General features: G+C 70.8%; 27 protein-coding genes. 10 read left to right on the forward strand and 17 right to left on the reverse strand.

Translation table 11 applies throughout. The annotated features are described in order from the left end of the window. Positions 1-2 precede the first annotated feature (2 nt). Entirely contained in the window at positions 3-362 is a 360-nt protein-coding gene (locus ACIBHX_RS07890; RefSeq protein ID WP_397065353.1) for an RbsD/FucU domain-containing protein, read from the reverse strand. Continuing rightward, entirely contained in the window at positions 352-1410 is a 1059-nt protein-coding gene (locus tag ACIBHX_RS07895; protein ID WP_397065355.1) for a LacI family DNA-binding transcriptional regulator, read from the reverse strand. The genes ACIBHX_RS07890 and ACIBHX_RS07895 overlap by 11 nt, the downstream gene beginning before the upstream one ends. Positions 1411-1711: 301 nt before the next feature. Here ACIBHX_RS07895 and ACIBHX_RS07900 point away from each other — a divergent pair, with 301 nt between their 5' ends. Further along, complete coding sequence (locus tag ACIBHX_RS07900) at positions 1712-3127, forward strand: FAD-binding oxidoreductase (protein ID WP_397065357.1); 1416 nt, start codon at positions 1712-1714, stop codon at positions 3125-3127. Between the two features lie 46 nt (positions 3128-3173). Continuing rightward, positions 3174-3809: a GNAT family N-acetyltransferase gene (locus tag ACIBHX_RS07905; RefSeq protein ID WP_397065359.1), complete on the forward strand. Its 636-nt coding sequence runs from the start codon at positions 3174-3176 to the stop codon at positions 3807-3809. A 7-nt stretch (positions 3810-3816) separates the two neighbouring features. Here the strand turns inward: ACIBHX_RS07905 and ACIBHX_RS07910 are convergent, their stop codons facing one another. Then, the gene (locus ACIBHX_RS07910) at positions 3817-4782 is read right to left on the reverse strand and encodes an AraC family transcriptional regulator (RefSeq protein ID WP_397065361.1); all 966 of its coding nucleotides are present in this window, start codon (positions 4780-4782) and stop codon (positions 3817-3819) included. Between the two features lie 89 nt (positions 4783-4871). Here ACIBHX_RS07910 and ACIBHX_RS07915 point away from each other — a divergent pair, with 89 nt between their 5' ends. Both ACIBHX_RS07915 and ACIBHX_RS07920 read left to right on the forward strand, forming a co-directional pair. Beyond that, a complete protein-coding gene (locus tag ACIBHX_RS07915; protein WP_397065363.1) occupies positions 4872-5699 on the forward strand; it encodes an NADP-dependent oxidoreductase in 828 nt (275 codons plus the stop codon). After that, positions 5696-6235, forward strand: a complete 540-nt coding sequence (locus ACIBHX_RS07920) for an NADPH-dependent FMN reductase (RefSeq protein WP_397065365.1) — start codon at positions 5696-5698, stop codon at positions 6233-6235. Before ACIBHX_RS07915 ends, ACIBHX_RS07920 begins: the two co-directional genes overlap by 4 nt. On the opposite strand, the gene ACIBHX_RS07925 is transcribed toward ACIBHX_RS07920, so the two are convergent. The 3 genes from ACIBHX_RS07925 to ACIBHX_RS07935 are packed head-to-tail and all read right to left on the reverse strand — an operon-like array spanning position 6225 to position 9905. Further along, positions 6225-8075: an acetoacetate--CoA ligase gene (locus ACIBHX_RS07925; protein ID WP_397065367.1), complete on the reverse strand. Its 1851-nt coding sequence runs from the start codon at positions 8073-8075 to the stop codon at positions 6225-6227. The two genes, ACIBHX_RS07920 and ACIBHX_RS07925, sit on opposite strands and share 11 nt — an antisense overlap. A gap of 58 nt (positions 8076-8133) precedes the next feature. Then, positions 8134-8991 carry a serine hydrolase gene (locus tag ACIBHX_RS07930; RefSeq protein ID WP_397065369.1) on the reverse strand — a complete coding sequence of 286 codons (858 nt, stop codon included), beginning with the start codon at positions 8989-8991 and terminating at the stop codon, positions 8134-8136. Then, complete coding sequence (locus ACIBHX_RS07935) at positions 8988-9905, reverse strand: LysR substrate-binding domain-containing protein (RefSeq protein ID WP_397065371.1); 918 nt, start codon at positions 9903-9905, stop codon at positions 8988-8990. Before ACIBHX_RS07935 ends, ACIBHX_RS07930 begins: the two co-directional genes overlap by 4 nt. 87 nt (positions 9906-9992) lie before the next feature. Between ACIBHX_RS07935 and ACIBHX_RS07940 the strand changes: the two genes are divergently transcribed. After that, positions 9993-11525 (forward strand): penicillin-binding transpeptidase domain-containing protein, encoded by a 1533-nt coding sequence (locus ACIBHX_RS07940; protein WP_397065373.1) that lies wholly within the window; start codon positions 9993-9995, stop codon positions 11523-11525. 90 nt (positions 11526-11615) lie between these two features. Here the strand turns inward: ACIBHX_RS07940 and ACIBHX_RS07945 are convergent, their stop codons facing one another. From ACIBHX_RS07945 to ACIBHX_RS07990, 10 genes are all read right to left on the reverse strand, one after another. Further along, entirely contained in the window at positions 11616-12323 is a 708-nt protein-coding gene (locus tag ACIBHX_RS07945; protein WP_397065375.1) for an HAD family hydrolase, read from the reverse strand. A 499-nt stretch (positions 12324-12822) separates the two neighbouring features. After that, positions 12823-13449 carry an HAD family hydrolase gene (locus tag ACIBHX_RS07950; RefSeq protein WP_397065377.1) on the reverse strand — a complete coding sequence of 209 codons (627 nt, stop codon included), beginning with the start codon at positions 13447-13449 and terminating at the stop codon, positions 12823-12825. A 217-nt stretch (positions 13450-13666) separates the two neighbouring features. Further along, on the reverse strand, positions 13667-14167 hold the full coding sequence (locus ACIBHX_RS07955; protein ID WP_397065379.1) for a DUF6912 family protein: 501 nt from the start codon (positions 14165-14167) through the stop codon (positions 13667-13669). Positions 14168-14198: 31 nt separating this feature from the next. Beyond that, positions 14199-14843 carry an HAD family hydrolase gene (locus ACIBHX_RS07960; RefSeq protein WP_397065381.1) on the reverse strand — a complete coding sequence of 215 codons (645 nt, stop codon included), beginning with the start codon at positions 14841-14843 and terminating at the stop codon, positions 14199-14201. A 12-nt stretch (positions 14844-14855) separates the two neighbouring features. After that, positions 14856-16142: a glycoside hydrolase family 3 protein gene (locus tag ACIBHX_RS07965; protein WP_397065383.1), complete on the reverse strand. Its 1287-nt coding sequence runs from the start codon at positions 16140-16142 to the stop codon at positions 14856-14858. A gap of 73 nt (positions 16143-16215) precedes the next feature. Continuing rightward, entirely contained in the window at positions 16216-17889 is a 1674-nt protein-coding gene (gene ptsP, locus ACIBHX_RS07970; RefSeq protein WP_397065385.1) for a phosphoenolpyruvate--protein phosphotransferase, read from the reverse strand. After that, entirely contained in the window at positions 17886-18143 is a 258-nt protein-coding gene (locus ACIBHX_RS07975) for an HPr family phosphocarrier protein (RefSeq protein ID WP_397065386.1), read from the reverse strand. The genes ptsP and ACIBHX_RS07975 overlap by 4 nt, the downstream gene beginning before the upstream one ends. Before the next feature lie 100 nt (positions 18144-18243). Continuing rightward, positions 18244-18690 carry a PTS glucose transporter subunit IIA gene (locus ACIBHX_RS07980; protein WP_397065388.1) on the reverse strand — a complete coding sequence of 149 codons (447 nt, stop codon included), beginning with the start codon at positions 18688-18690 and terminating at the stop codon, positions 18244-18246. Positions 18691-18701: 11 nt separating this feature from the next. Further along, positions 18702-18938 carry a PTS glucose/sucrose transporter subunit IIB gene (locus ACIBHX_RS07985; RefSeq protein ID WP_305919282.1) on the reverse strand — a complete coding sequence of 79 codons (237 nt, stop codon included), beginning with the start codon at positions 18936-18938 and terminating at the stop codon, positions 18702-18704. Between the two features lie 112 nt (positions 18939-19050). Further along, entirely contained in the window at positions 19051-20085 is a 1035-nt protein-coding gene (locus tag ACIBHX_RS07990; protein ID WP_397065389.1) for an SIS domain-containing protein, read from the reverse strand. Positions 20086-20188: 103 nt separating this feature from the next. On the opposite strand from ACIBHX_RS07990, the gene ACIBHX_RS07995 reads away from it, so the two are divergent. The 4 genes from ACIBHX_RS07995 (at position 20189) to ACIBHX_RS08010 (ending at position 24280) form a co-directional block, all read left to right on the forward strand. Continuing rightward, the gene (locus ACIBHX_RS07995) at positions 20189-20929 is read left to right on the forward strand and encodes a GntR family transcriptional regulator (protein ID WP_397065391.1); all 741 of its coding nucleotides are present in this window, start codon (positions 20189-20191) and stop codon (positions 20927-20929) included. A gap of 81 nt (positions 20930-21010) precedes the next feature. Then, positions 21011-22279, forward strand: a complete 1269-nt coding sequence (locus tag ACIBHX_RS08000) for a PTS transporter subunit EIIC (RefSeq protein WP_397066049.1) — start codon at positions 21011-21013, stop codon at positions 22277-22279. 47 nt (positions 22280-22326) lie between these two features. Next, positions 22327-23628 carry a PTS transporter subunit EIIC gene (locus tag ACIBHX_RS08005; protein WP_397065393.1) on the forward strand — a complete coding sequence of 434 codons (1302 nt, stop codon included), beginning with the start codon at positions 22327-22329 and terminating at the stop codon, positions 23626-23628. 205 nt (positions 23629-23833) lie between these two features. Beyond that, on the forward strand, positions 23834-24280 hold the full coding sequence (locus ACIBHX_RS08010) for an Rv3235 family protein (protein WP_397065395.1): 447 nt from the start codon (positions 23834-23836) through the stop codon (positions 24278-24280). Positions 24281-24745: 465 nt separating this feature from the next. Here the strand turns inward: ACIBHX_RS08010 and ACIBHX_RS08015 are convergent, their stop codons facing one another. Further along, positions 24746-25081 carry a cupin domain-containing protein gene (locus ACIBHX_RS08015; RefSeq protein ID WP_397065396.1) on the reverse strand — a complete coding sequence of 112 codons (336 nt, stop codon included), beginning with the start codon at positions 25079-25081 and terminating at the stop codon, positions 24746-24748. Between the two features lie 43 nt (positions 25082-25124). Here ACIBHX_RS08015 and ACIBHX_RS08020 point away from each other — a divergent pair, with 43 nt between their 5' ends. Next, the gene (locus ACIBHX_RS08020) at positions 25125-25766 is read left to right on the forward strand and encodes a TetR/AcrR family transcriptional regulator (protein ID WP_397065397.1); all 642 of its coding nucleotides are present in this window, start codon (positions 25125-25127) and stop codon (positions 25764-25766) included. The last annotated feature ends 82 nt before the right edge of the window (positions 25767-25848 follow it).

Here is a 25848-nt window from a genome sequence, read left to right on the forward strand (position 1 = left end):
TTTCAGAAAGGCACGCCGGCGCGGAGGACGACGTTCGCGTACGGCGTGGCCTCGCCGGTGCGCACGATCACCCGGGCCTGCCGGGTCAGGTGCTTCAGCTGCTCGTGCGGAATGCGCTTCGCCTCGGGGAAGAAGGTGTCCGGCGCCTCCTTGGCCACGATGAGGCGCTCGACGACCAGCTCGGCGCGGATCGCCTCGACGACGGGGAGGATCGGGGGTTCGCCCCGCCGCCACACCAGGTCGACCGTCTCGACGCCGGGCGGGATCGGCAGGCCGGGGTCGGCGACCACGATCAGGTCGGTGTGACCGGCGGCGGCCAGGATGTGCAGCAGCCGCGGGTGCCAGAGGCCGTCAGGACGCACCGGGCACGTCCTCCTCGTCGAGGCCGCCCACGGGGTCGGGGCAGCCGCAGCTGCCGCGCCGTACGAGCTGGGCGGGGAGAGTCACCCGCTCGCCCGCGGACTGGTCGGTGATCTGGCGGAGCAGCAGCTCCACCGACTGGCGGCCGAGCTGCTCGAACGGCTGGCGCATCGTGGTCAGCGCGGGCACGGTGAAGGAGCTGGCCGCGATGCCGTCGAAGGAGCAGATGGCCACGTCGCCAGGAACGGCCAGGCCCAGCTCGGCGGCGGCGCGCATGACGCCGATGGCCTGCTCGTCGCTGGTCACGAACAGCGCGTGCGGGCGGTTCTCCCTGCTCAGCAGGTCGCGCCCGCTGAGGTAGCCCTGCCGGCGCCCGAACGGGCCGTGAGCCAGGGGCATGTCGGCGGGGTCGAGGCCGACCTCGGTCAGCGCGCGGACCCAGCCGGCGACACGGTCGACGGTGGGGTGGATGTCCTTGGGGCCGGCCACGCAGCCGATCCGGCGGCGGCCGTGCGCGAGCAGGTGGGTGGTGGCCTGGTGGGCGCCGCTCTCGTTGTCGATGAGCAGGTGGCTGGCGGGCACCTCGTCGAGCTCGCGGTCGAGCACGATGCACGGCAGCCCGGAGGCGGCCAGCACCGCGCGCCAGGTCCGCGCGCCGTGCGCGGGGATCAGGATGAGCCCGTCGACCTGGCGGTCGATCAGGGTCCGCACGTAGGCGGCCTCCCGCTCGTCGTCGTCCATCGCGTTGCCGAGCAGCAGCGTCAGGCCGTGCTGGAAGGCCACGTCCTCGATCTCGCGGGCGAGCTCGGCGAAGAACGGGTTGGCGTTGTCGGGCACGACCAGGCCGATCGTGTGCGTACGGCTGGTGCGCAGCGAGCGCGCCACGGCGTTCGGCCGATAGCCGAGCTCGTCGATGGCGCGCAGCACGCGCTCCTTCGTCTGCGGAGCGACGTTGCGCGGGCCGTTGTTGAGGACATAGCTCACCACGGCCTCTGAGGTGCCGGCGAGGCGGGCTACATCTCGGCGAGTGACCACTGCGGGGATCCCCATCTACTCGTGTTGACGGACAGCATTGGCCGGACGGGCGCTCGGTAGCAACACGTGTAGATGGGCTGTTACGAAGCCGTTATCGCAATATTTCCACCTGGTCACGGCTGAATCACTGGTCAGCTTCGGCAACTTGCGCGATCGCGGCATCTATCCGACAGTCCGCCGTCCTTCTACACGAGTTGAAGGAGCTCGCCGTACGTCGTGGGGGCCCAAGGCGGGAGGAAGTGACAGGACTGTGACGAACCAGCGGGGGTGTGGCGGCGTCTCAACGGTCGGTTGATCACTAGGCCGGGGAGATGTCATGCGCCGTCGGGAGTTCCTGCGCGTTGCTGGGATGGTGCCGCTGATCGGCGGGGGCTTGCTGGGGACGGCCGCGGGGTCGCCGCCGGCCGACTGGACGGGGCTGCGGCGGCGGCTGGCGGGGTCGCTGGTGCTGCCCGGCGACTCGGGGTACGACCGGGCGCGGCGGTTGTTCAATCCCACCTACGATCGCGTGCGGCCGGGCGGGGTGGCCTACGTGACGAGCGCGGCGGACGTCGCGGCGTGCGTGAACTTCGTGCGGAACGCCAGGATCCCGGTGACGGCGCGGTCCGGAGGGCACTCCTACGCCGGATGGTCGACCGGGACGGGGCTGGTCATCGACGTGTCGCGGATGAACTCGATCGGCTACTCGGCAGGGCGGGCCACGATCGGGGCGGGCGCCAAGCTGGTCGACGTCTACGACCGGCTGGCCGCGCACGGCGTGAGCATCCCGGCCGGGTCCTGCCCGACGGTCGGGGTGGGCGGGTTGACGCTGGGCGGCGGGATCGGGGTGGTGTCCCGCAAGTACGGGCTGACCTGCGACGCGCTGGAGTCGGTGCAGATCGTCACCGCGGACGGGCGGGTGCTGACCTGCGACGCCACGCACCACGCGGGGCTGTTCTGGGCGTGCCGCGGCGGGGGCGGCGGCAACTTCGGCGTGGTCACCTCCTTCACCTTCCGCACCCACCCGATCCGCGACGTCAGCGTGTTCTTCCTGCGCTGGCCGTGGGCCAAGGCGGCGGCCGCGGTCAAGGTCTGGCAGTCGTGGGCGCCGGACGCGCCCGACGAGCTGTGGTCCACGCTGCACCTGGGCCGCGACAGGAACGGGCTGTACGTCCAGATCGGCGGCCTCTACCTGGGCGGCAAGGACGCGCTCAACCGGCTGCTCGCGCCGCTGTCCGCCAAGCTGGGCGCGAGCTCGTCCCGATACGTGGCGGGATCGTCCTACCAGCACGCGATGATGGTGATGGCCGGGTGCGCCACGCTTTCTGTGGAACGCTGTAAGCAGATCACCCGCGAGGCGTTCGTCGCCAAGTCGCACATGGCCTACCGCCCGATGCCGGACAAGGCGGTGAACGCGTTAGTCGCGGGGGTGGCGCAGGGCGGCAGGCACTCGGTGCTGCTCGACGCGCTCGGCGGGGCCGTCGGGCGGGTCAAGCCCGACGCCACGGCGTTCCCGCACCGGGCGGCGCTGTTCAGCGTCCAGTACTACGCCGACGGCTCCGACAGGACGTGGCTGCGGGCCATCCACGCGACGATGCGCACCCACCTGGGTGACCACGCCTACGTCAACTACATCGACCCGGACCTGACGGACTGGCGGGCCCAGTACTACGGGCCGAACGCGGGCCGCCTGGCCGAGGTCAAGTCCACCTACGACCCCGACCGGCTCTTCCGCCTCCCCCAGGGTGTGTAGATAACCGGTTTCCTGGGCGATGGTCGGGCTGGGATTATTCGGGACCATGCGTCACTGGCCTCTCACCGACCTGTCGATCACCACATCGCGCCTCGAGCTGCGTTACCCGTCTCTCGAGGACCTGGACGAGCTCGGCGACCGGGCCGCCGAAGGGGTGCACGACGACGGGTTCATGCCGTTCGCGGTGCCGTGGACGGACGCCGAGCCGGAAGACCGGGCCAGGGCCACCCTGCAGTACCAGTTCCGCCAGTGGGGAGGCTTCTCGCCGGCGGGCTGGAGCATCGATTTCGTGGTCGTCTTCGAGGGCCAGGTGGTCGGCACCCAGGCGATCGAGGCCACGGACTTCCCGGTGAGGCGGGAGGTCGCCACCGGCTCCTGGCTCGGGCGGCGGTTCCAGGGCAAGGGCCTCGGCACCGAGATGCGCACGGCCGTGCTGCACCTGGCGTTCGAGGGGCTGGGCGCCGAGCAGGCCATCACGGCCGCGTTCGTGGACAACCCGGCCTCGCTCGCGGTCACCAGGAAGCTCGGCTACCGGGAGGACGGCGTGCAGCTCGACAACCGCCAGGGCAAGGCCGTCACCACCCAACGCTTCCGCCTGCTGCGCGACGACTGGCACCGCACGCCCGGCATCGAGATCCACAACCTGCAGCGCTGCCTCCCCCTCTTCGGCCTGACCTCCTGAAGGGACTTCAGAAGGCCCGTGCGAGAACGTGCAGGTGCGGGTCCACGGCTGGGGATGACGCCCGGCGGTATCGGCCGGGGGCCGTGCCGTACTCGCGCTTGAAGGCGTTGGCGAAGGCGAACTCCGAGCCGTAGCCGACGCGCGCGGCGATCTCGCCCAGCGGCGCGTCGGACTCGCACAGCAGCCGCCCGGCCATGGCCAGGCGCCACCAGGTCAGGTACGACAGCGGCGGCTGCCCGATCAGCGAGCTGAAGCGGCGGGCGAAGGCGGCGCGCGACAGCCCGGCGCGGGCGCCCAGGGATTCGACGGTCCACGGGTGGGCCGGCTCGCGGTGCATGGCGTCGAGCGCGGCGCTGATCGCGTCGTCGGCCAGCGCGGCGGCCCAGCCGTGGGCGTCGCACGGCTCGGGCCCCTGCTCGATGTAGGCGCGCAGGATGTACAGCAGCAGGGTGTCGAGCAGCGACGACACGACGGTGTCGGCGCCCAGGCGGGGGTTCTCGATCTCGGCGGCGAGCAACTCGATGGCCGCGCGCAGCTCCGGGTGGTGCCCGAGCCTGGCGGGCAGGTGGATCAGCCCGGGCAGGCCGGTCAGTATCGGGTGGATGCGTGCCCGGTCGAGCCGGTAGCCCCCGCACAGCGTGACCGTGACCGGTCCGGTGCCTGCCATGGAGGCGGTGGTGAACAGCTCGTGGTCCTGCAGCGGGTCGCAGGCGGGCGCGGGCAGCGGCGTCGACGGCGAGTCGGCCAGGGCTACCTCGTCGCCGTGCGGGAAGAACACCACGTCGCCCACGCCCAGTTGGATCGGCTCCCCCTCGCCCGGGATGAGCCAGCACGAACCCTGCAGCACCACCTGGAACCCCATCGAGCCGGGCGCCGCGCCGAAGCGCTGCCCCCACGGCGCGCGCCACTCGACGCGGGCGGAGCGCGGCTTCCCGGTGCGCGTGATGGCGATGACCTCGCTTAGCGTGTCCACGGGCTGAGTCTATGCCCTGAGACTCTGGCGTATAAAGTGCAGCTTCTGGCGCATTGGATGTCTCTCCACCACGACCTACGGTGGAGCTCATGATGTTCGCAGCCCGCATTCACGAGTACGGTGAGCCGTCCGTGATCACCATTGACCGGGTGCCGATCCCGGTGCCAGGACCCGGCGAGGTGCTCGTCAAGGTCGCCGCCACCTCGTTCAACCCGTCGGAGATCGGCTTCCGCCGGGGGTTCATGCCCGTCACGTTCCCGCACACCCTGGGCTGGGACGTGGCAGGCACCGTCGTCGCCACCGGCGAGCCGGTGATCGCGCTGACCGGCGGCGCGGCGGCCGGATACGCCGTCGTGCCGGAGGACAAGCTCGTGGCGGCGCCCAAGGGCATCCCGCTTGAGCACGCGGCGGCGATCCCGGTGGCCGGGCTCACCGCCTGGCAGGCCGTGTTCGAGCAGGCCGAGGTGCGGCCGGGCGAGCGGGTGCTGATCGTGGGGGCAGGCGGTGGCGTGGGCATGTTCGCGGTCCAGCTGGCCAAGCACGCGGGCGCCACGGTCGTGGCGACCGCGAGCCCGCGCAGCGCGGCGGCGGTCGAGGCGCTGGGCGCCGACGAGATCGTCGACCACACCAGCCGGCCGCTGCCGGGCGGCAACGACGTGGTGCTCAACCTGGCGCCCGCGGACCCGCCGATGCTCGGCGACCGGGTCGTCACGATCACTCATCCGGGCGAGGGGGCCACCCACTTCGTGGCCCGCAACGACCCGGGTCAGCTGGCCGAGCTGGTCGGGCTGATCGACGCGGGCCTGGTCCGGGTCGACATCACCGAAACACACACCTTGCCCGATCTCCCGGAAATCCACGCACGAGCGGAATCCGGCCAGATCAGAGGAAAAATCATCATTAAGGGGTTGGCATGATCAAGGTAGGCATCGTCATCGGCAGCACCCGCCCGGGCCGCACGGGAGAGACCGTGGCCCGCTGGATCCACGACCTGGCGGTCAAGCGCGACGACGCGGAGTACGAGCTGGTCGATCTGAAGGACTTCGCACTCCCGCACCTGGACGAGGAGCTGCCCGCCGCCCTCGGCCAGTACGCGAACCGGCACACCAAGGCATGGTCGGACCGGATCGCCGAGTTCGACGCCTACGTCTTCGTCACCCCCGAGTACAACCACTCCTTCCCCGGCGCGCTGAAGGACGCGATCGACTTCCTGTTCGCCGAGTGGCACGACAAGGCGGCCGCGGTGGTGGGCTACGGCGTGAACGGCGGCGTCAGGGCGGCCGAGCACCTGCGCCAGGTGCTCGGCATGGTCAAGGTGGCCGACGTCCAGCTCTCGGTGGCGCTCCCGCTGGAGGAGGTGGCGGCTCCCGGCGAGAAGTACGACCAGCAGGCCAGCGCGATGCTCGACCAGCTGGTCTCGTGGGGCGCAGCGCTGCGCACGATCAGGGTGTGAAGTGCCTGAGCACCTCGGGGTTGGCCATCGCGTCCGGGTTGGCGGCCTCCTCGACCGGCGTGCCCAGCAGGATCTTGCGGACCGGGACCTCCAGCTTCTTGCCGGACAGCGTCCGCGGGATCCCGGGCACGGCGTGGATCTCGTTGGGCACGTGCCGGGGAGACAGCTCCTCGCGTAGCGCCTTGCGCAGCGAGCCGGCCAGCTCATCGGTCAGGTCGTGACCCTCGGCCATCGTGACGTAGAGCAGGAGCCGCCCCTCCTGCCCGAGCTGCCCGGTGTCGATCACGAGGCTGTCGGCGATCTCCTCATACCGCTCGACCACCCGGTAGAACTCGCTGGTGCCCATCCGGACGCCGCCGCGGTTCAGCGTGGAGTCGGACCGGCCGTAGATGACGCCCGAGCCGTCGGGGTTGATCTTGATCCAGTCGCCGTGCCGCCACACGCCCGGATAGACGTCGAAATAGCTGTCGCGGTACCGCTCGCCCCCCGGGTCGTTCCAGAACATGACCGGCATCGACGGCATGGGGCCGGTGAGCACCAGCTCCCCCACCTCGCCGATGACCGGCTTGCCCGAGGTGTCGAAGGACTCGACGGCCGCCCCCAGCGACCGGCACGAGATGACCCCTGCCCGCACCGGGTGCAGCGGCGTCCACCCGACGAACCCGGTGCACACGTCCGTGCCGCCGGAGAAGGAGCCCACCGGGACGCCTGGCAGGGCCTCTGCCACCCAGGCGAACCCCTCCGGCGGCAGCGGCGACCCGGTCGAGCCGAGCCCCTTCAGCGCCAGCCCGTCCGGGTGACTGCCCGCCTTCATCGAGGCCAGGATGTACGGCGCGCCCACCCCCATGTAGGTGACGCCCTCCTCGGCGGCCATCTGCCACAGGTCGTTCGGCGCACCGTCGTACAGGACGGGGACCGCACCCACCAGCAGGGCGCCGATGAGGTAGTTCCACATCATCCAGCCCGTGGTGGTGTACCAGAAGAACACGTCGCCGTCGCCGAGGTCCTGGTGGAAGGAGAGCGACTTCAGGTGCTCCAGGACGATCCCGCCGTGCCCGTGCACGATCGGCTTGGGCAGCCCGGTGGTCCCGCTGGAGTACAGGATCCACAGCGGATGCCCGAACGGCACCCGCTCGAACTCCAGCGGCCCCTCCTCCGACCTCAGCTCGTCCCACTCGGCGCCGAGCCGCACGGTGGCCACCAGCGTCGGCAGCTCGGCCGCGATCTCCTGTACGGCCTGCGTCCTGTCGAACCATCTGCCGTTGTAGCGGTAGCCGTCGACCGCGATCAGCACCTTGGGCTCGATCTGCTTGAACCGGTCGACGACGGACGGCACGCCGAAGTCGGGCGATCCCGCCGACCAGATCGCTCCCAGCGACGCCGTGGCCAGGAAGGCGATCAGCGCCTCGGGCACGTTGCCCAGGTAACCGGCCACCCTGTCGCCCCGCCGTACACCCAGCCGGACGAGGCCCGCGCGCACGCGGGCGACCTCGGAGCGCAGCTCGGCCCGGGACATGACGCGGCGGGTGCCGTCCTCGGAGACGAAGACCAGCGCGGTGCCGTCGGCGCGGCGCAGGGCGTTCTCGGCGTAATTGAGCGTGGTTCCGGAGAACCATTCGGCGTCCGGCATCGTCCCAGTGATGACGGGCCCGTCACCAAGGTCACCGATCACGTCGAAGTAGCGCCAGATGGACGTCCAGAACCCCGCCGGATCGTCGATCGACCACTGCCACGCCTGGGCGTAGCCGGCGTGACCCACCGACTCCAGGTAGCGGGTCAGTTTCGCGCGCGCGACGTCACCGGCCGTCGGTTCCCAGAGCAGTGCGCCTTCAGCAACCATGAGCCCCATCCTGTCGCCCGGTTCCAGGAAAGTCATACCTGACCCCCCACATAAGTAGCTACCTGCGTAGGTGGTCCACCGCCATACGCGCCGCCGTGCCGATCACCGCGTCGGCGCGCGGCTGGTTCAGCGCCGTGCTGAACGAGCGGGTGAAGACGGCCACCGCGTAGCGCCCGCCGTCCGGGTACTCCACCACGCCCGCCTCGTTGCGCAGCGTCGGCATCGTCCCCGTCTTGCCGCTGACGTCCACGTCGTCGTAGGGGAACCCGGTGGCCAGCCGGTGCGGCCACACCTGCAGCCCGAGCACGGCGCGCATCCACGCGCACGACTCGGCGGAGGCGGCCTCGTCGCGCCAGATCAGCCCGAACAGCCTGGCCATCTCCCGCGGCGTGCTGCTGTTGGTGCGCTCGGGGTCGAGCACCCGCAGCCGCGCGATGTCCTCCGGGTCCAGGAACGGCCAGCCGTGCCCGGCGTCCTCGGCCATGCTGTCGGAGAACCCCTGGCAGTCCTGGCGCACGACGGTGCCGTGCAGCCCGAAACCGGCCAGCATGGCGTTCACCGCGTCGAGCCCGATCCTGGCCATCAGCGCGTCCGCCGCGGCGTTGTCGCTGACCGCGATCATCAGGTAGGCCAGGTCTCGCAGCGACATCGTGACGTCGTCGAGCATGGCCGCGATCCCGGTGGGCCCGTCGGTCCTGCCGCGCGCGGGCACGGTCAGCTGCCCGGCCGGATCCAGCAGCCCGGCGTCGGCCTGCCTGGCGAACTCCACCAGTAGCGGCACCTTGAACACCGACGCCGTGGGCACCGGCTCGTCGGCGCCGTGCCCGACCTCGCGGCCGGAGTCCAGGTCGCAGCCATACAGCCACCCGGTGACGCCGGCCCCGGCGAAGACCCCCGCGAAGTCCGGCTCTCTCACGCCAGCACCCCCGGCCTCCGGCTGACCCGCCGCACGGGCGTGGCGCCATCGTCTGCCATCCTGGCGCGCTCCTTGAGAGTCCGTACGGCTACCGCCGAGAAATCCGCGATCGCGACCGTCGCCGACCGCCACGCGGTCGAGAAGCGGCACGCGAGGGGCGAGCCTAGCAGCGGCCGCCAGGCGATCCCCGGCGACTCCAGCCGAGGTGCGAACGCCACCGCCGCGCCCGCCAGCACCAGCCCGAGCCCGGCTCCAGAGTGCACCTGCGCGGGCACGTAACCGTGGCGGCGGCACTCGGCGAGCAGCTCGGCGTGCATACCCGGCTCGCCCTCCTTCGGCGGCATCAGCAGCTCCCTGCCCGCCAGGTCGGCCAGGTGCACCTCGGCCGCTTCCGCGAGCGGGTCGTCCTCGGCCAGCAGCACGCCCTGCGGCTGCACCAGGACCTGGCCGAAGTGCAGGCCGGGAGCGGTGACCGGGTGACGCACGATGCCGACGTCGATCGCGCCGTCCGCCAGCGCCGTGACCTGGTCGGCGGTCCAGATCTCGGCCGGCGCCAGCCGTACGCCCGGATTGCTCTCGCGGAAGCCGGCGACCAGGGCGGCGATGACGACGGCGGCCAGGTCGGGCGGGACGCCGACGCGCAGGACGGCGCCGTCGCCCTGGCGGACCAGCTCGCGCATCCGGTCGACGCGGTCGACGATCTCGCGGGCCTCGACGACCAGCAGCCTGCCCGCCTCGGTCAGGCGGACCTGGCGGCTCGAGCGGTCGAAGAGCTGGACGGCGAGCTCCTCCTCCAGGCGCTTGATGCGCTGGCTGAGCGGCGGCTGGGCCATGCCGAGCCGGATCGCGGCGTTGCCGAAGTGCAGCTCTTCCGCGACCACGATGAAGTAGCGCAGGTGGCGGACGAGGTCCATGACCAGCCACTATATCCAGATTTATATTGATTTTGTTGCTATATCAGTATTGGACATGCCGAATGGGGCTTTGGTGTCCTCTTGGGCATGACTTATCGACGGAGATGGCCGTGGATCACCGCTGGGGTCCTGGTGCCCGTTCTCGTCGCCGGGGGAGTCGTGTGGGCCCTACGTACCCAGGGTTCGCCTGAGGAGACCGCCGGCGCGTACCTGGCGGCCTGGTCCCGGCAGGACTACGGGGCGATGAAACGGCTGGTCGCCGACCCGCCGGCGGACTTCGAGTCCTGGCATCGGGGATTCCGCACCAACCTGCGGCTGACGGGGGCCGCCTTCTCGCCGGGGCAGGCTTCGCAGGACGGGCGCGTGCCTTTCCACGCCAGGCTCGACGGGGCCCGCGGCTGGGAGTACGACGGCGCGCTCAGGGTCGTCGAGAGCGACCGGCGCTGGAAGGTGGCGTGGACGCCGGCCGCGATCCATCCCTCGCTGCGCAAGGGCCGGACGATCAAGGCGGTCACGCACGACAAGGTCACGGTGCCCGTCCTCGCGGCGGACGGTACCCGAATCGACGGGCCGGACGCACCGGGCTCGGTGCAGCAGCTCGTCGAGGGGGTCAAGGCGGTGTTCCCCGACAGGTTCGGCAGCCGCGGCTCGACCGAGATCGACCTCATGGAGGGCGACCGGGTCGTGCAGCCGCTGGTCAAGACCGTCACACCCGATCCGCTGAAGACCACGCTCGACCTGCGCGTGCACAGGGCGGGCGCGGCCGCGCTCGACGGGGTGGACAAGCCCGCCTCGCTGGTGGCGCTGCGGCACTCCACGGGCGAGATCCTGGCGGTGGTCAACCGGCCCGGCGGGTTCAACCGGGCGCTGATGGGCAAGTACCCGCCAGGTTCCACCTTCAAGATCGTGACCGCTTCCGCGCTGGTGGCGGGCGGGGTGTCGCCATCCGGGACCGTGACGTGCCCGCCGGAGCAGAACATCGGCGGCTTCCCCTTCCACAACGCCGAATTCCACGACTACGGCACGCTGTCCTTCCGCGACGCCTTCGCGCACTCGTGCAACACCACGTTCGGCGCGATGGGCGTGGACAAGCTCGGCGGCGGGCGGCTGGCGTCCGTGGCCGCGATGTTCGGGTTCGGCGCGGCGATCACGCCGGGCGTGCCCGCGGTGCGGGCCGAGTTCCCCGCGACGCGCGACGACACCGATCTGGCCTCCGCCTCCATCGGCCAGGGCCGGGTCCTGGCCAGCCCGCTCAACATGGCCTCCGTGGCCGCCGCCATCGCCTCGGGCACCTGGCGGCCGCCCCGGCTGGTGGCCGCCGGCCTGGTGCCCGACCGTTCCGTCAAGCCCCGGCCGCTGGAGCCCGCGGTTGTGCAGGCCCTGCGCTCGCTCATGCCCGCGGTGATCTCCGAGGGCACCGCGCACGCCGTGCCCTTCCCTTCCGGTACGGCCGGCAAGACGGGCACCGCCGAGTACGGATCGGGCAAGGAGCCGCCCACCCACTCGTGGTTCATCGGCTACCGGGGCGACCTGGCCTTCGCCGTGATCGTGGAGGGCGGCGGCACCGGCGCGGCCGTCGCGGCCCCCATCGCGTCCCGCTTCCTCCGCGGCGTCGCCTGACGCCCTTCCGCAGCTCGCGTGCCACGGCGAGGCGCCGGGCCCCGCCGTACGAATCGGCCTGCGGCGGGGCAATCGGCCCGCCGTACGGGATCAGCCTGCTTTTCTGTCGAGCGGCGAGGTCAGGCCCGCGACGGCGGCGACCACCTCGGAGGCGTTGGACAGGTCGGGCAGCACGATGTCGGCGCCCGCCTCGCGCAGCTCGGCCGCCATCGAGCGCCCGGAGGCGACGCCGATCATCGCCGCGCCGCCGATCATCGCCGCCTGCACGTCGCGCGTCGAGTCGCCGATGACCACGGTGTTCGCCGAGGTGAACGGCGTGCCGAGGCGTTGCTTGGCCCGGCCCTGGGCGACCTGGAGCAGCGTGGCCTTGGGGTAGACCTCCTCGCCGTAGCCGCCGATCTCGAAGTCGATGTACTTGTCCAGGCCGAACGCCTTCAGCTTGTGCACGGCGTTGCTCTTGATCGTGCCGGTCAGCACCGACTGGACGACGCCGTCGAGCCTGGAGACGGCCTTCAGCGCGTCCTTGGCGCCCGGCATCATCCTGCCGTCCTTGGCCAGCCGCTTGTGCCGGTCGGCGAACGCGATGGCCAGCGCGGACAGGAACCTGGGCAGGTGATCGTCCTCGGCGACGATGCCGTTGACGGCCAGCGTCTCGAACACGATCTCCGAATCGGGCCGGCCCATCGCAGGAGCCAGCTTCACCAGCGGTCGCCCGGTCACGACCCGGAACGCCTCGGCGTACGCCTCCCTGGCCACGATCGCGACGTCGACCAACGTCAGGTCGACGTTCCACAGCACTAGGCGGTTGATGGCAGCCTCCTGAGGGATCCCAGCCAGGTTACGACCCCCGCCCCTCCACGCCGCCCCAGCCGGCCCATTTAAGCATGATTCCGCACACTTATCGGGGAGACGATTCACCGCCGGTGCACCAGGACCACCTCTAAGATGGGCCACGAGCCGTGCCACAGGGGGTGCCGTCCATGCGCCAGCTGCCCGAATGGGCTACAGATCCCGGGACGCTGATGCTGACCGAGGAGCAGTACGACGCCCTTCCTGACCAGGTACGCAAGCTCATCGAAGTCATCGACGGAAACGTCATCCGCACGGCGAGCAACCCGAAACCGGCGTACGGCGAGCGACGCGGGGCCGGGGTAGGTGGGAAGGCGGGCGGCGTAACGGTGAGCAACCCCGCATCGCCGGAGGAGCGTCTTCCTGGACCGGGGCCAGCCAGGGACGGCGGGTGGCGTTGGCGGCGGCTCGCCGTACGGCCAGAAAGGGTCGCACCGGCAGGAGTCGGTCAGGCGTGGGCGACCGCGTCGGCGAGGGTGTCGACGACGGGGAGGCCGGTGGACTCCAGTTCGGACCTGGTCGTCATGCCGCCCGTGTAGAGCACCGCGCGGGCGCCTACATGGCGGGCCGCGAGGCCGTCGTCGACGCTGTCGCCGATGACCAGGACGTCGCCCGGCTCCGCGCCGAGCGCCGCGATGTGGGCCAGCATGTGCACCGCCTTCTCGCCACCGGTCGACCCGCGCAGCCCGTCGACCCGCAGGAAGTGGCTGTCGATGCCGAACGACTCCACCAGCGGCACCAGGTGCGTATGGGGCGCCATCGAGCACAGCGACTGCGTGCCCGTCCAGGCCTGCAGCGTCGTGAGGGCGTCGGCGGCCAGACCGCAGGCGGCCATGAGGCGGAAGTAGTTGTCGTGGAATCCGTCGTCGAGCCGCTCCCACTCGCCGACCTCGAGCGGGCGGCCGAGCAGGCGCTCGTAGGCCAGCCAGATAGGCCGGGTGTAGACGGCCCGGAAGTCGTCGATGGTCAGCTCGGGCAGCGCGTAGGGCTTGAATACCTCGTTGGTGGCTCCGACCACGGCATCGATGTCGTGGAAGAGTGTGCCGTTCCAATCCCAGATGATGTGCTTCGTCATGTCGGGCTCAGGATAGCCGCAGCCTGTGACATTCCGATGAACGCCCTGGAGCCGCGGCACGGCTCCAGGGCGAGAAGAGCAACCGGCCCGCGCCGGCCGGAAGCTCACAGCTCATCGGGCGGAGACGAGTCTGCGCCGACACGAACATCACCGGCACCAAACACATCTCCAGCAACGAGAGTTTATGTCGATTTGTCAGGCAATAGTCAAATCCGAGTCAAGTGAGGAGGTCGGGGATCTCCTGGGTGGCGTACCACATCAGCTCGTGCGCCTCGGCACCGTCGACCGTGAAGCGGGCGTCGTCGTCGCCCGCGTCGGAGGCGGGCAGTGCCTCGATCGCGGCCGAGATGTCGGGCGCCGCCGACAGGTCGTCGATGTGCACCGCGGCGACCTTGGCGATCGGCACCGCGTCCGGCAACCGCACCCTGGCCTTCTCCGCCAGGTCGGCGCCCACGACCACGTCAGGCACCTCGGCGGCCACCACCACGCGGCGCGGCGCGATCTCCACGCCGTCGGCCTTGTCGGCGGCCAGCATGCGCAGCGAGGCGCGGGCCGCCTCGGTGAGCGCCACGTACTCGAGCTCCTCGGTGTCTCCCGAGGCGTACCACTCCGTCAGCGCGGGCGTCACCGCGAAGCCGGTCAAGGGCGCCGGGCCCAGCTCGCCCTTTTCGACCGCTCGGGCCAGCGCGGGCAGCGTGCACGGCAGATAGACGCGCATCACAAACCTTTCACCAGATGCAAGAGCTCTATCATGCCCGCCGCAACGGGAGACGGAGGAGAGACTCGAGTTCCGCGAGGGTCGTGTCAGGATCGCGGTGGTGGATGCCGGTGATGCCCAGGGCACGCGCGGCCACGATGTTGGCCTCCAGGTCGTCGATGAACACGCACTCCTCGCCCGGCAGCGCGACGAGCTCCAGCGCGTGCCGGAAGATGCCCGGCTCGGGCTTGCGCATGCCCACCTCGGCCGAGATCACCACGGCGTCGAAGAGCCCGTCGAACAGCTCGCGCGGGTAGGTGTTCGACCACGAGTTGGAGAGCAGGCACGTCTTGAGGCCATTTTTCCGTACGAGGCGGAGCATGTCGTACATGGGCGTCACGGGCTCGAACCCGGCGAACATGCGCGCCAGCAGCCCCTCGGCCGCCGGCGGCACCCCGTCAAGGGTGAGCAGCCTGGCGGCCAGGTCCCGCTCGAAGGCGACCCCGTCGATCTCGCCGCGCTCCAGCGCGTGCACCAGGTTCTCCTGGGACTCCTCGTAGGCCTGCGAGACGAGCTCGATCATGACGTCCCGGTAGTGGGCGTCGTCGATCCTGTCGGCCTCGATCCACTTGGCGATGGACTCGGACAGGCCTGTCGTGAGCACCCCGCCCCAGTCGATCAGCAAACCCCTGACCACGGACGCCTCCCGTCACCGCGATTCTGCGTCGGCGGCCAGCTTACGGTGATCGGCCGAGCGAAGCACCTTGGCCGCCTGCGCGGCGGAGGCCACCGGCGCCCGGGTGAGGAAGCCCCGGTTCTTCTTCAGCGTGAGCAGCCGGGTGACGGACTCGTCCAGCCGCTGCTGGCTGATCCTGCCCGACTTCACCGCGGCGAGCACCGCGTTGTAGGCCTTGGCGAAGTCGTACGGCATGAGCAGCAGGTCGGCCCCTGCCTGCACCGCCCGCACGGCCACCTCTCCGTCGCCGTACTTCTTGCGTACGCCCTCCATGTTGAGCGCGTCCGTCGAGATCACGCCCTTGAAGCCGAGCTTGCCGCGCAGCAGCCCGGTCAGCAGCGGCTTGGACAGCGTGGCCGGGTCGCCTGACGGGTCGAGCTTGGGGAAGACGATGTGCGCGCTCATCACGGCGTCGACCCCGGCGGCGACGGCGGCCTTGAACGGCGGCGCGTCGATGCGCTCCCACTGCGCCCTGGAGTGCTTGATCACCGGCAGGCCCGTGTGGCTGTCGACGTTGGTGTCGCCGTGGCCGGGGAAGTGCTTGGCGGTGGCCGCCACGCCGGCGTCGCCGAAGCCCTTCACCGCCGCCGAGACCATCGTGGCCACGTAGCGGGGGTCCTTGCCGTAGGAGCGGGGACCGATGACCGGGTTGCGCGGGTTGATGTTCACGTCGGCGACAGGGGCGAAGTCCAGGTTCACGCCGAGCGCCCGCAGCTCCTCGCCGGTGGCCCTGGCCACGGCGCGCGCGTTGGCGGCGCCCTTGATCCTGGAGGCGCCGGGGAAGGTGGTCATCAGCGCGGACATCCGCGACACCAGCCCGTTCTCCTGGTCGGTGCCGATGATCAGCGGCACGCCCTTGGAGGCGCGCTGGAGCCCGTTGGTGAGCTGGACGACCTGGCCGATGCTCTTGACGTTCTGCGGGAAGAGGATCACGCCGCCGAGGTGGTACTTGGCGATCACCTTGGCCGGGGTGGCCGCGCCGTACCTGGCCTGGTTCTCGCCTGAGACAGTGTCTGCGGCCGTGCCGTACAGCACGGGCATGAACAGCTGCCCGACCTTCTCCTCCAGGCTCATCCGCGCGAGCACCGCGCCGACCTGGTCCGCCTTCTCGGCGGCCTGGGCGGGCGCGGGCGTGGTGGAGGGCGCGATGGGAGAGGACGCCCTGGGAGAGGGCGCCGTGGAGCCCGCCGCCGTCCCGCCTCCGGCGCAGGCCGTGAGGGCGATCACCAGCAGTCCTGCGGCTCCGATCCGTCGCACCATGCACTCAACCGTATCCGTGCCGGGCGGTGCTCCGCCCGTGAAGCGAACGCATACCGGCGGGGGCAGCATCTGCCTACAGGCCCAGGCCGGCGAGTCCTGGCAGGTAGGCGCGGGCCGCCGCGCGGGCGTGCGCGGCCGTGGTGGTCGCCCGCGCGGCCTGCGCGGCGAGCTGGCACTCCCCCAGCGTGTTGGCCGCGAGCGCGGCCCGTACGGCGGGCAACGCGCGACCGCTCATCGACAGTGACGTGACGCCGAGCCCGACCAGCACGCAGGCCAGCTCGGGATCCGCCGCCGCCTCACCGCACACCCCGCACGGCTTGCCGTTGTCGGAGGCGGCGGTGGCCGTCCCCGCGACCAGGTCGAGCAGCACGGGCTGCCACGGGTCCTGCATCACGGTCAGCGCCCCGAGCTGCCGGTCGGCGGCGAAGACGTACTGGGCCAGGTCGTTGGTGCCGATCGAGACGAAGTCGGCCACGGTCACCAGGCTCTCGGCCCGCAGCGCCGCCGCCGGGATCTCGATCATCACGCCCGCGCTGTCGAGCCCCGCCGTACGGCAGGCGTTGACGAACCACCTGGCCTCCCCGGCCGTGGCCACCATCGGCGCCATGACCTGCAGCTCCGCCTCGGTCCCCACGACCGCGGCGGCCAGCGCGGCCAGCTGCGAGGCCATCACCTCGGGGAACGCCCGGAAGAGCCGCAGCCCGCGCCGGCCCAGCGCCGGGTTCGGCTCCACGCCGGACGCGGGCAGGAACCGCAGCGGCTTGTCGGCCCCGGCGTCCAGGGTCCTGATGACCACCTTGCCGCCGGGGAACGCCTCGAGCACGGCGCGGTAGGCGGCCTCCTGCTCCTCCATCGAGGGCGCCTCGGCCCGGTCGAGGAACAGGAACTCGGTCCGGTAGAGGCCCACGCCCTCGGCCCCGTTGGCCAGCGCCGGGTCCAGGTCCGCCGGTCCGCCCACGTTGGCCAGCAGCGCCACCGGGTACCCGTCGCGGGTCCGCCCGGGGCCCCGGGTGGCGTCCACGGCGGCCTGCCTGATGGACGCCGCGTACACCGCCTCGGCCACGTCGCCCTCCGACGGCGCCGGCCGTACCTCTCCGCTCGTGCCGTCGACCAGCACCGCGGCGCCGGGCGGGATCGTGGTCGCGCCCGGGCAGGCCACAACGGCGGGCACGCCGAGCGCCCTGGCCAGGATCGCGGTGTGGCTGGTCGGGCCGCCCTCCTCGGTCACGAACGCGGCGACCACGTCCCTCGACAGCACCGCCGTGTCGGAGGGCGCCAGGTCGCGCGCGACGAGGACGTACGGCTCGGCCGCCTCGGACGGCACGCCGGGCAGGAGTTGCCCGGTCAGCAGGGCGATGGCCCGGTCGCGCACGTCGTCCAGGTCGGCGGCCCGCCCGCTCAGGTAGCCACCGGCCGCGATCAGCATGTGCCGGTAGTTCTCGAAAGCATCGTAGATGGCGCGGGGCGCGGCGACCCCGCGCTCGATGAGGGATTTGACGCCCACGGCCAGCCCGGGGTCGGCCGCCATCAGCGCCTGCGCCTGAAGGATCGACCTGGCCTCGCCGCCGGCCTGGTTGCCGCGGGCCTCCAGGGCCCCGGCGACCTGCTGGAGGGCGGCCTGCGCGCGGGCCTTCTCGTCATCGGCGTCGCCGTCGTAGGTGAGGCCCGCGGGGGGCTCGGGCACCTCGGTGGCCAGGACGTAGGCAGGTCCGTGGCCTATCCCCGGGCTGACGCCGACGCCCTTCATGGCGTCTCGGCTATCACAGCCAGCGCGTCGAGGATCTCCTCCGCGCCCTCCCCGTCGGCGTTGATCACGATCATCTCGCCCTGCCGCACGTCCAAGCCCATCACCGACAGGATGCTCTTGGCGTTGACGGGGTCGCCGCCGAGCTTCGCCACCGTGATGTCGATCGGCGACTTCTGGGCGGTCTGCACGAACGTCGCCGCGGGACGCGCGTGCAGTCCGACCTCCGCCGCCACGGTGGCCTTGCGCTGTGCCATCATTCCTCCTTGCTCACCGGTCCAGACCAGCTGGACCTTGTCGAACGCCACACGGTCGGCAGTTGATCAGCGTCCCGTCCAAAGTCGGACAGGGCGGTCTCTATTCCCACTGGAAGAGCTCGTCCCCCACATGCACGTCGCCCTCGACGACGTCGGTGACCGCGTCGGCGAGGGCGTCCAGGGCGACCACCGGGCAGACCGGTGATCGGCCGCCCGCCTCGATCGCCGCCGGGTCCCAGGCCACCACCGGCTGACCGGCGCTGACCCTGTCGCCTTCGGCCGCCAGCAGCTGGAACCCCTTCCCCTTGAGCTGGACGGTGTCGATGCCCAGGTGCACCAGCACACCCTTGCCGTCGTCCCCCACGATGACGTACGCATGCGGATGCAGTTTCATGATTTTTCCAGCTATGGGGGCTACGGCCTTGCCAGGCCCCCTCATCGGATCGATCGCCGTTCCCGGCCCCACCATGCCCACCGAGAACACTGGATCGGGCACGGCGGCCAACCCCACAGCTGCCCCCTCAACCGGGGCGAGAACAGTCGTCATGGTCTCGCCCTCTAGCCGATGATGTCCTCGATGTCGCTGGCGATCGTGTCCGCCTCGGGCCCCACCACGACCTGGACCACGTTGCCCGCGGCCATCACACCGTGTGCCCCGGCCGCCTTGAGTGCGGCCTGATCGACCTTGGACGCGTCGTGCACCTCGGTACGCAGCCGGGTGATGCACGGCTCGATATCGATGATGTTGTCGGCACCACCGAGGCCGGCGATGATCGCGTTGGCATCCGCCGCCATCTGGACCTCCCTGCTAATGGGTCGCTCACCCGTCGGGCCGCCACCCCGCTCGACGCGTCGGGTTCGCTCTCTGGGTCAATACCCTCTGACCAGGCTAAACGACTGAGCGTTATCAGTCCGTCTGGGTCACCTTGTTCAGGCCGCGCGGGGCGTCGGGGTCGATGCCCAGCCGCCTGGCCAGCGCCTCGGTCAGCAGCTGACCGGGCACGATCAGGCCCATCGGCGCCACCCACTCGGGCAGGTCGGGGCCGTTCAGCGCGGCGGTGCCCGCCTCGGCGAGAGCCGTACCGCCGCCGATCGTGAAGGCCGCGGCGCCCGCCTCGACCACCCGCTCGGCCAGCGCGACCGTGCCGGACAGCGTCGGGCTGTTCTCGGCGGCGACCAGCAGCGCGGGGGTGTCGGCGTCGACCACGGCGATCGGGCCGTGCAGCAGGTCGGCGTACGACAGGCCCATGGCGTGCAGGTAGCAGGCCTCCTTGAGCTTGAGCGCGGTCTCGAGCGCGGTGGAGAAGGCCAGGCCACGGCCGGAGACCACCACACCGTGCTTGTCGGCCAGGCCGGACACGACCGCGTCCAGGTCGCCGGGCTCGGCGATCAGCTGCTCGACCGCGTCGGGGACGCGCTGCAGGTCGTTCTCGTCCACGTCGGCGCCCAGGCCGATGGCCAGCACCGCCAGCGCGGCCAGCTGCGTGGTGTAGGTCTTGGTCGCCGGAACCGCCTTCTCCTCGCCTGCCAGCGTGCACAGCGCCAGGTCGGCGGCGGCCGCCAGCGGGCTGTCCGGTCCGCCGTTGGTGACGCCCACGGTCCTGGCGCCGCAGTCGCGCGCCCACTCCAGCGTCTCGACGATCTCCTCGGTCCTGCCCGACTGGGAGATCGCCACGGCCAGCACACCGTCGAGGTCGAGCTTGCGCTTGTAGGTGGTGGCAATGGAGGGCGCCGCGAGCGCGGCCAGCCGGCCCGTGTGTGATTCGACCAGGTAGCGGCCGTAGACTGCGGCGTTGTCAGAAGTGCCACGGGCGATGAACAGCAGTTGCCGGGCCTCACCTGCGAGCGCTTTCACCTCGCCGACCCTCGGGAGCAGCGAGTCGAGGGTCGCCCGCAGCGCCGCTGGCTGCTCGGCGATCTCGCTGCGCATCTTGGTGGTCATCTCGCCCCTATCACTTGACTCTCATTTCCGGCATGTGGTCTAGTCCGGACTAGACCAGTACGAACCATAGCCCATCACTTAGGTCAGATCGAGGGGAGGATCCGTGGCGCAAATCGATCCGGACAGCCCGGTGCCCAAGTACTTCCAGCTACGCGAGATCCTGCTGGACCTCATCGACAGCAACGAGCTCAACATCGGCGCCGCCATCCCGTCCGAGCGCGAGCTCTGCCAGCGCTTCGGCCTGTCCAGGATGACGGTACGGCAGGCGGTCGACCACCTGGTGTCCGAGGGACGCCTGCACCGGGTGCCCGGCAAGGGCACCTTCGTGGCCCGGCCCAAGATCGAGCTGGCACTCCAGCTGACCTCGTTCACCGACGACATGCGCGCCCGCGGCATGGAGCCCGGCTCGCGCGACCTCGACCGCAGGATCGTGCGCGCCAGCGCCCACCTGGCCAAGGAGCTGGGCATCCAGCCCGGCGAGGAGGTCCACTTCATCGAGCGGCTGCGGACCGCCGACGGCGAACCGCTGTCGATCGAGCGGGCACACATCCCGGTCAAGCTCGCCCCCGATCTGGCAGACCACGACTTGTCCGACAAATCACTGTATGAGCTGTTGGAGAGCAGGTACGGGCTCGTCATGGACGCCGGGGAGCTCACCATCGACGGCGGCATCGCCGATCCCAGCGACGCCGACCTGCTCAAGCTCCCGCGCGGCGGCGCCGTACTGCTGCTCCAGCGAAGATCTTTCTCAGGTGGCGTGTGCGCGGAACTCGGGGTGTCGACCTATCGCGCGGACCGCTACCAGTTGCGCACAATTCTGGAAATGCCCGCAAGACGGGGCTGAGGTATTCCCCGGAGGAAAGGCCCGGTGAACGAGACCACCGCATCGTCCCCCGCGCGGTTAGGTCAGATCCTTCCGCGCGTGATGAACGTGCTCCAGCGGCTCGGCCGCTCGCTGATGCTGCCCATCGCCGCGCTTCCCGCGGCCGCGCTGCTGCTGCGCTTCGGCCAGGACGACATCCTGGGCTCCAATGGCGCGGCGCCCGGCGGCCTGGCCGACGTGGCCGGGTTCGAATGGCTCAGGAACGTCGCGCCGGTGGTCGAGGCCGCCGGCAAGGCGCTGTTCGAGAACCTGCCGCTGCTGTTCGCAGTGGGCGTCGCGATCGGCTACGCGCGCAAGTCCGACGGCTCCACGGCGCTGGCCGCGGTGGTCGGATACCTCGTCTTCGACCGGGTCACCAAGGTCATGTTCGCCGGGTCGGCCATCCACGACCGCGTCCTGATCACCAAGGTGGACACCGGCGGACTCACCAGGGTCATCGAGTACGGCCAGCAGAACGAGACCAAGGTCCTCGGCGGCATCCTGATCGGGCTGGTCACCGCCGTCCTCTGGCAACGGTTCTACCGGATCAAGCTGCCCTCCTGGCTGGCCTTCTTCGGCGGGCGCCGGTTCGTGCCGGTGATCACCTCGATCGTGGCGCTGCTGCTCGGCGTGCTGATCGGCTGGATCTGGCCGACGCTGGGCCAGTGGATCGGCCACGCGGGCGAGGGGCTGGCCAACCTGGGGCCGCTCGGCGCCGGGCTCTACGGGCTGGCCAACCGGCTGCTGATCCCGCTCGGGCTGCACCACTTCGTGAACTCCATCGTCTGGCAGGTCGTGCCGCAGTGCTCGGTGGGCGGACGCATCCTGGGCGGGGACCAGAACTGCTACTTCGCCGGCGCCGAGCACTCCGGGCAGTTCATGGCCGGGTTCTTCCCCGTGATGATGTTCGGGCTGCCGGCGGCGGCGCTGGCCATGTGGCGGGCCGCCCCCAAGCACCGGCGGCGAGCCGTGGGCGGCATCATGCTGTCGGCGGCGCTGGCCTCCTTCGTCACCGGGGTCACCGAGCCGATCGAGTTCGCGTTCATCTTCGTGGCGCCGCTGCTATTCGTGGTCCACGCGGTGCTGACCGGGCTGGCCATGGGGCTGACGGCGCTGATCGGGGGGCAGTTGGGGTTCGGCTTCTCCGGCGGGGCGCTGGACATGCTGCTCAACGCCAGCAAGTCGAACACGCACAACCTCTTAGGCATCCTGATCCTGGGCGCCATATACGGATTTATCTACTATGTCGTGTTCAGCTTCCTGATCCGGCGGCTGAACATCATGACGCCCGGGCGCGAGCCGGAACCCGACGTGGATTCCGGAGAAGGTTAAGATCCGACTTATCCCCCGTGGTCTGACTCGGCCGGGGGGATGGGCACATGAGCAGCACGAGCGCCGAAGGCGGCATGTCCATCTGGGCGTCGGCCTTCGCGGTGCTGCAGCGGATCGGCCGCTCGCTCATGATGCCGATCGCCGTGCTACCCGCCGCGGGGCTGCTGCTCCGCTTCGGTCAGGACGATCTGCTGGGCAAGGACGGTCTCGGCGGCGTCTGGCCGTGGGTCCTGCCCGTGGCCCAGGTGCTGGCCGCCGCCGGCGGCGCGCTCTTCGACAACCTGCCGATCCTGTTCGCCATCGGCGTCGCGATCGGCTTCGCCCGCAAGTCCGACGGGTCCACCGCGCTGGCCGCGCTCGCCGGGTACCTGGTCTTCGACCGCGTCAGCCGTACGCTCTTCTACGCCGCGGGGCACGGCGCGGTCTACGACAAGGTCCTGATCACCGCCATGGTCAACGGCAGCCCGAGCCCGCAGCTCAACCTCGGCGTGCAGAACCCCACCGGCGTGCTCGGCGGGATCATCATCGGCCTGGTGGCGGCCATCCTGTGGGAACGCTTCTACCGGATCAAGCTGCCCGCGTGGCTGGCCTTCTTCGGCGGGCGGCGCTTCGTGCCCATCGTGACCTCGTTCGCGGCGATGCTGCTCGGCGTGGTGTTCGGCCTGCTGTGGCGGCCCGTCGGCGACTGGCTGACGAGCGCGGGCGACTGGCTGTCGGCTCATGGCACGCCCGGCGCCGGGATCTACGGCGTGGCCAACCGGCTGCTCATCCCCATCGGCCTGCACCACTTCCTGAACACGATCGTCTGGTTCACCCTGCCCTCCTGCACCGCCGGCGTGAACGGCGCCACGCGCGACGCCTCGGGCGACCTCAACTGCTACTTCGCCGGGGAGCAGGGGGCGGGCATCTTCATGACCGGCTTCTTCCCCGTGATGATGTTCGGCCTGCTCGGCGCGGCCATCGCCATCTGGCGAGCCGCCCCGCCGCACAGGCGCAAGGCGGTCGGCGGCATCATGCTCTCGGCCGGGCTCACCGCCTTCGTCACCGGGATCACGGAGCCGATCGAGTTCGCGTTCATCTTCGTGGCGCCGCTGCTGTTCGCCGTCCACGCCCTCCTCACGGGCCTGTCGATGGCCCTCATGGCGGAGTTCGGAGGCCGTCTGGGGTTCACCTTCTCGGCGGGAGCCATCGACATGCTCCTCAACGCCGGCAAGTCCAACACCCACCGCCTCGGCCTCATCCTCGGCTATGGCGCGGTCTACTTCGTGCTCTACTACGCCCTCTTCACCTTCCTGATCCGCAAACTCAACATCCCCACCCCCGGCCGCGAACCCGAAGAACCTCTTTGATGGCGGCTTTGTGCCGGCCGTAAGGGGTGTGGGGAAGATCCGCAATCGTGGAGGGCTTGGGCGGAGACCGCTCCAGGTCGCGGTGATCTTCTTCGCGAGGCGGGGCGAAAGGGCGGGGAAATCGAAGAAGTTGGCGTCCGATGTATCTGGTGGTGGGGCCGGAAACTCCTTATAGCATTCTTCCCCCCTACGCCCCGGAGGGCTCATGACATCGCACCCCAGGCTCAGCGTCTCCCCCACTTCGGAGCCTCCGTACGACGACGAGCACCGCGACGAGCCCGGTCCGCAGACCCAGGGGTCCTTGGCCCTCGACCCTCGTCCGCTGGTGTGGGGCCCGCGCGGCGCCCTGCCCGACGAGCGGAAGCTCCGTCACCTCGCGCAGGCGCTCGCCGAGGTCCTGTCGGGCAGGCGCCCACCGGAGACGGTCGCCGACCGCCTCACGGAACGCGCCTACCGCGAGCTCGTCCGAGCGGGCCGCATGATCAACACCCGCCGCCCGCCGTGGGTCGGCGTCCCTCACGTCAAGCAACCCCGCGACGGCGCCATCGAGATGTGCGCCCTGGTCAACTGCGGCGAACGCCACCACGTCCTGGCGCTACGCCTGGAACGCCGCGGCGTCCAATGGCTCTGCACCGACTTCGAAACCGCCTAGCCCACCCCACGGGGCTCCGCCCACCGCGGAGCCCCACCCCACACTTCCTCCGACCTCCGCCTCACCACAGAGCCCCACCCCACCACGCACCTCCGCCGCGCCCCAGCCGCCGTCCCGCACATCCCGCCAACCGGCAGATCCTCCACCGCGCACGTCCCGCCGCCGCGCGATGCTCTTACCGGCCCACCCGATCGCTCTTCGCTCTGCAGCGCGTGCACCACCGCACGCCATGCAACTGGTGCGGGGAGTAGTCCGAAATCGGTGGATCCAGACCTCCTGCTTGCCCGGCAGCACCGGCGTGGTCCGCAGGACTCCTTCAGGTGGATCTCCCGGTCGGCCTCGGTGCGCCCCGATGGTGCATCTCGGTGCGGCTCGGGGGCCTTCCCTCGGCTTGTGGGTCCTGGTTGCGTGCCGCTGCGGGACTGGGATGAGGGGCTTGCCGTTCAGGGGCGTTGGGATCTGAGGTCAGGTGGTAGGGCCGAGGGCGGCGGAGGGTGGGGTGGGGGGGTCTTTGAGTTCGAAGAAGAGGGCGTGGGAGGGGGTGGAGCCGATGTTCTCGCCTGAGTGTTCCTGGGCGTCGAGCCAGCGGACCTGGCCGGGCTCGAGCTTGACCTCCACCTGCCGCCTGCCGGCCGTGAGGCGCCGGGCGAAGGAGGCGAGCGGGTACATGACCGTGTCCGGGTGGCGATGCGGAGCCGTACTGTCGCCCGGCATGTCGCGGTATTCGAGGACCCGCACCCGGTCGTTCTCGAAGAGCACGCGGTAGAGCTCGGGGTTGGTGACTGCGGGGTCGTGGCTCATGGCATCCTCCATCGCTACATGGGACGAGAGTACCATGATGGGCATGGCCGTACCATATGAGGCGACAGGCAGGATCGGGCAGAAGACGCGGACCAAACAGGCGCTGGTGGCGGCCGCGCGGGAGCTGCTGGCGGGAGGTACGGAGCCGACCGTGGAGGAGGCCGCGGCGGCGGCCGGCATCTCCCGGACCACGGCGTACCGCTACTTCCCCAACCAGAGAGCCCTGATCATGGCCGCCCACCCCGAGGTCAGCCAGCGGTCGCTCCTGCCCGCGGACGCGCCCTCGGATCCCGAGGCCAGGCTCGAGCTGGCGATGCGCGAGTTCACCCGGACGACGCTCGAATGGGAGCCTCAGCTGCGCGCATCGCTGCGCATGTCCCTGGAGCCCGGCGCCGCACAGCCGGTGCTCCGCGGCGGCCGGGCCATCGCCTGGATCGAGGACGCCCTCGAACCCCTGCGCGACCGGCTCGACGTCCATCGCCTCGCCATCGCGATCCGCTCGGCCACGGGCATCGAGTCACTCGTCTGGCTCACGGACATCGCCGACACCACCCGCGACGAGGCCGTCGACCTCATGTGCTGGACCGCCCGAGCCCTCCTCCGCACCGCCCTCACCGACCCCCCTCCCCTGTACGGCAAGCCCTCAGCACGACGCGCCGACCCCGCGCCGCGCGGCACGGGCTAGAAGCCGCCTACCTGCGCACCCACCCCAACCCTGTCCCACGCATGGGTGCTCGCCGTACCGGGGCGCCCACCACCGACGTGCC

This window comes from Nonomuraea sp. NPDC050536 (assembly GCF_044457685.1).
GTDB lineage: Bacteria > Actinomycetota > Actinomycetes > Streptosporangiales > Streptosporangiaceae > Nonomuraea.

What these genes read in the sequence shown, in the direction of transcription:
- ACIBHX_RS07990 (WP_397065389.1), bottom strand. Translation starts at nt 20,085, where the DNA reads ATGACCACCAAGATGCGCAGCGAGATCGCCGAGCAGCCAGCGGCGCTG.
- ACIBHX_RS07925 (WP_397065367.1), bottom strand. Translation starts at nt 8,075, where the DNA reads ATGGTTGCTGAAGGCGCACTGCTCTGGGAACCGACGGCCGGTGACGTC.
- ACIBHX_RS08005 (WP_397065393.1), top strand. Translation starts at nt 22,327, where the DNA reads ATGAGCAGCACGAGCGCCGAAGGCGGCATGTCCATCTGGGCGTCGGCC.
- ACIBHX_RS07980 (WP_397065388.1), bottom strand. Translation starts at nt 18,690, where the DNA reads ATGACGACTGTTCTCGCCCCGGTTGAGGGGGCAGCTGTGGGGTTGGCC.
- ACIBHX_RS08010 (WP_397065395.1), top strand. Translation starts at nt 23,834, where the DNA reads ATGACATCGCACCCCAGGCTCAGCGTCTCCCCCACTTCGGAGCCTCCG.
- ACIBHX_RS07935 (WP_397065371.1), bottom strand. Translation starts at nt 9,905, where the DNA reads ATGGACCTCGTCCGCCACCTGCGCTACTTCATCGTGGTCGCGGAAGAG.
- ACIBHX_RS07975 (WP_397065386.1), bottom strand. Translation starts at nt 18,143, where the DNA reads ATGGCACAGCGCAAGGCCACCGTGGCGGCGGAGGTCGGACTGCACGCG.
- ACIBHX_RS07955 (WP_397065379.1), bottom strand. Translation starts at nt 14,167, where the DNA reads ATGCGCGTCTATCTGCCGTGCACGCTGCCCGCGCTGGCCCGAGCGGTC.
- ACIBHX_RS08000 (WP_397066049.1), top strand. Translation starts at nt 21,011, where the DNA reads ATGAACGTGCTCCAGCGGCTCGGCCGCTCGCTGATGCTGCCCATCGCC.
- ACIBHX_RS07940 (WP_397065373.1), top strand. Translation starts at nt 9,993, where the DNA reads ATGACTTATCGACGGAGATGGCCGTGGATCACCGCTGGGGTCCTGGTG.
- ACIBHX_RS07915 (WP_397065363.1), top strand. Translation starts at nt 4,872, where the DNA reads ATGATGTTCGCAGCCCGCATTCACGAGTACGGTGAGCCGTCCGTGATC.
- ptsP (WP_397065385.1), bottom strand. Translation starts at nt 17,889, where the DNA reads ATGAAGGGCGTCGGCGTCAGCCCGGGGATAGGCCACGGACCTGCCTAC.
- ACIBHX_RS07895 (WP_397065355.1), bottom strand. Translation starts at nt 1,410, where the DNA reads ATGGGGATCCCCGCAGTGGTCACTCGCCGAGATGTAGCCCGCCTCGCC.
- ACIBHX_RS07985 (WP_305919282.1), bottom strand. Translation starts at nt 18,938, where the DNA reads ATGGCGGCGGATGCCAACGCGATCATCGCCGGCCTCGGTGGTGCCGAC.
- ACIBHX_RS07950 (WP_397065377.1), bottom strand. Translation starts at nt 13,449, where the DNA reads ATGACGAAGCACATCATCTGGGATTGGAACGGCACACTCTTCCACGAC.
- ACIBHX_RS07905 (WP_397065359.1), top strand. Translation starts at nt 3,174, where the DNA reads ATGCGTCACTGGCCTCTCACCGACCTGTCGATCACCACATCGCGCCTC.
- ACIBHX_RS07965 (WP_397065383.1), bottom strand. Translation starts at nt 16,142, where the DNA reads ATGGTGCGACGGATCGGAGCCGCAGGACTGCTGGTGATCGCCCTCACG.
- ACIBHX_RS07900 (WP_397065357.1), top strand. Translation starts at nt 1,712, where the DNA reads ATGCGCCGTCGGGAGTTCCTGCGCGTTGCTGGGATGGTGCCGCTGATC.
- ACIBHX_RS08020 (WP_397065397.1), top strand. Translation starts at nt 25,125, where the DNA reads ATGGCCGTACCATATGAGGCGACAGGCAGGATCGGGCAGAAGACGCGG.
- ACIBHX_RS08015 (WP_397065396.1), bottom strand. Translation starts at nt 25,081, where the DNA reads ATGAGCCACGACCCCGCAGTCACCAACCCCGAGCTCTACCGCGTGCTC.
- ACIBHX_RS07920 (WP_397065365.1), top strand. Translation starts at nt 5,696, where the DNA reads ATGATCAAGGTAGGCATCGTCATCGGCAGCACCCGCCCGGGCCGCACG.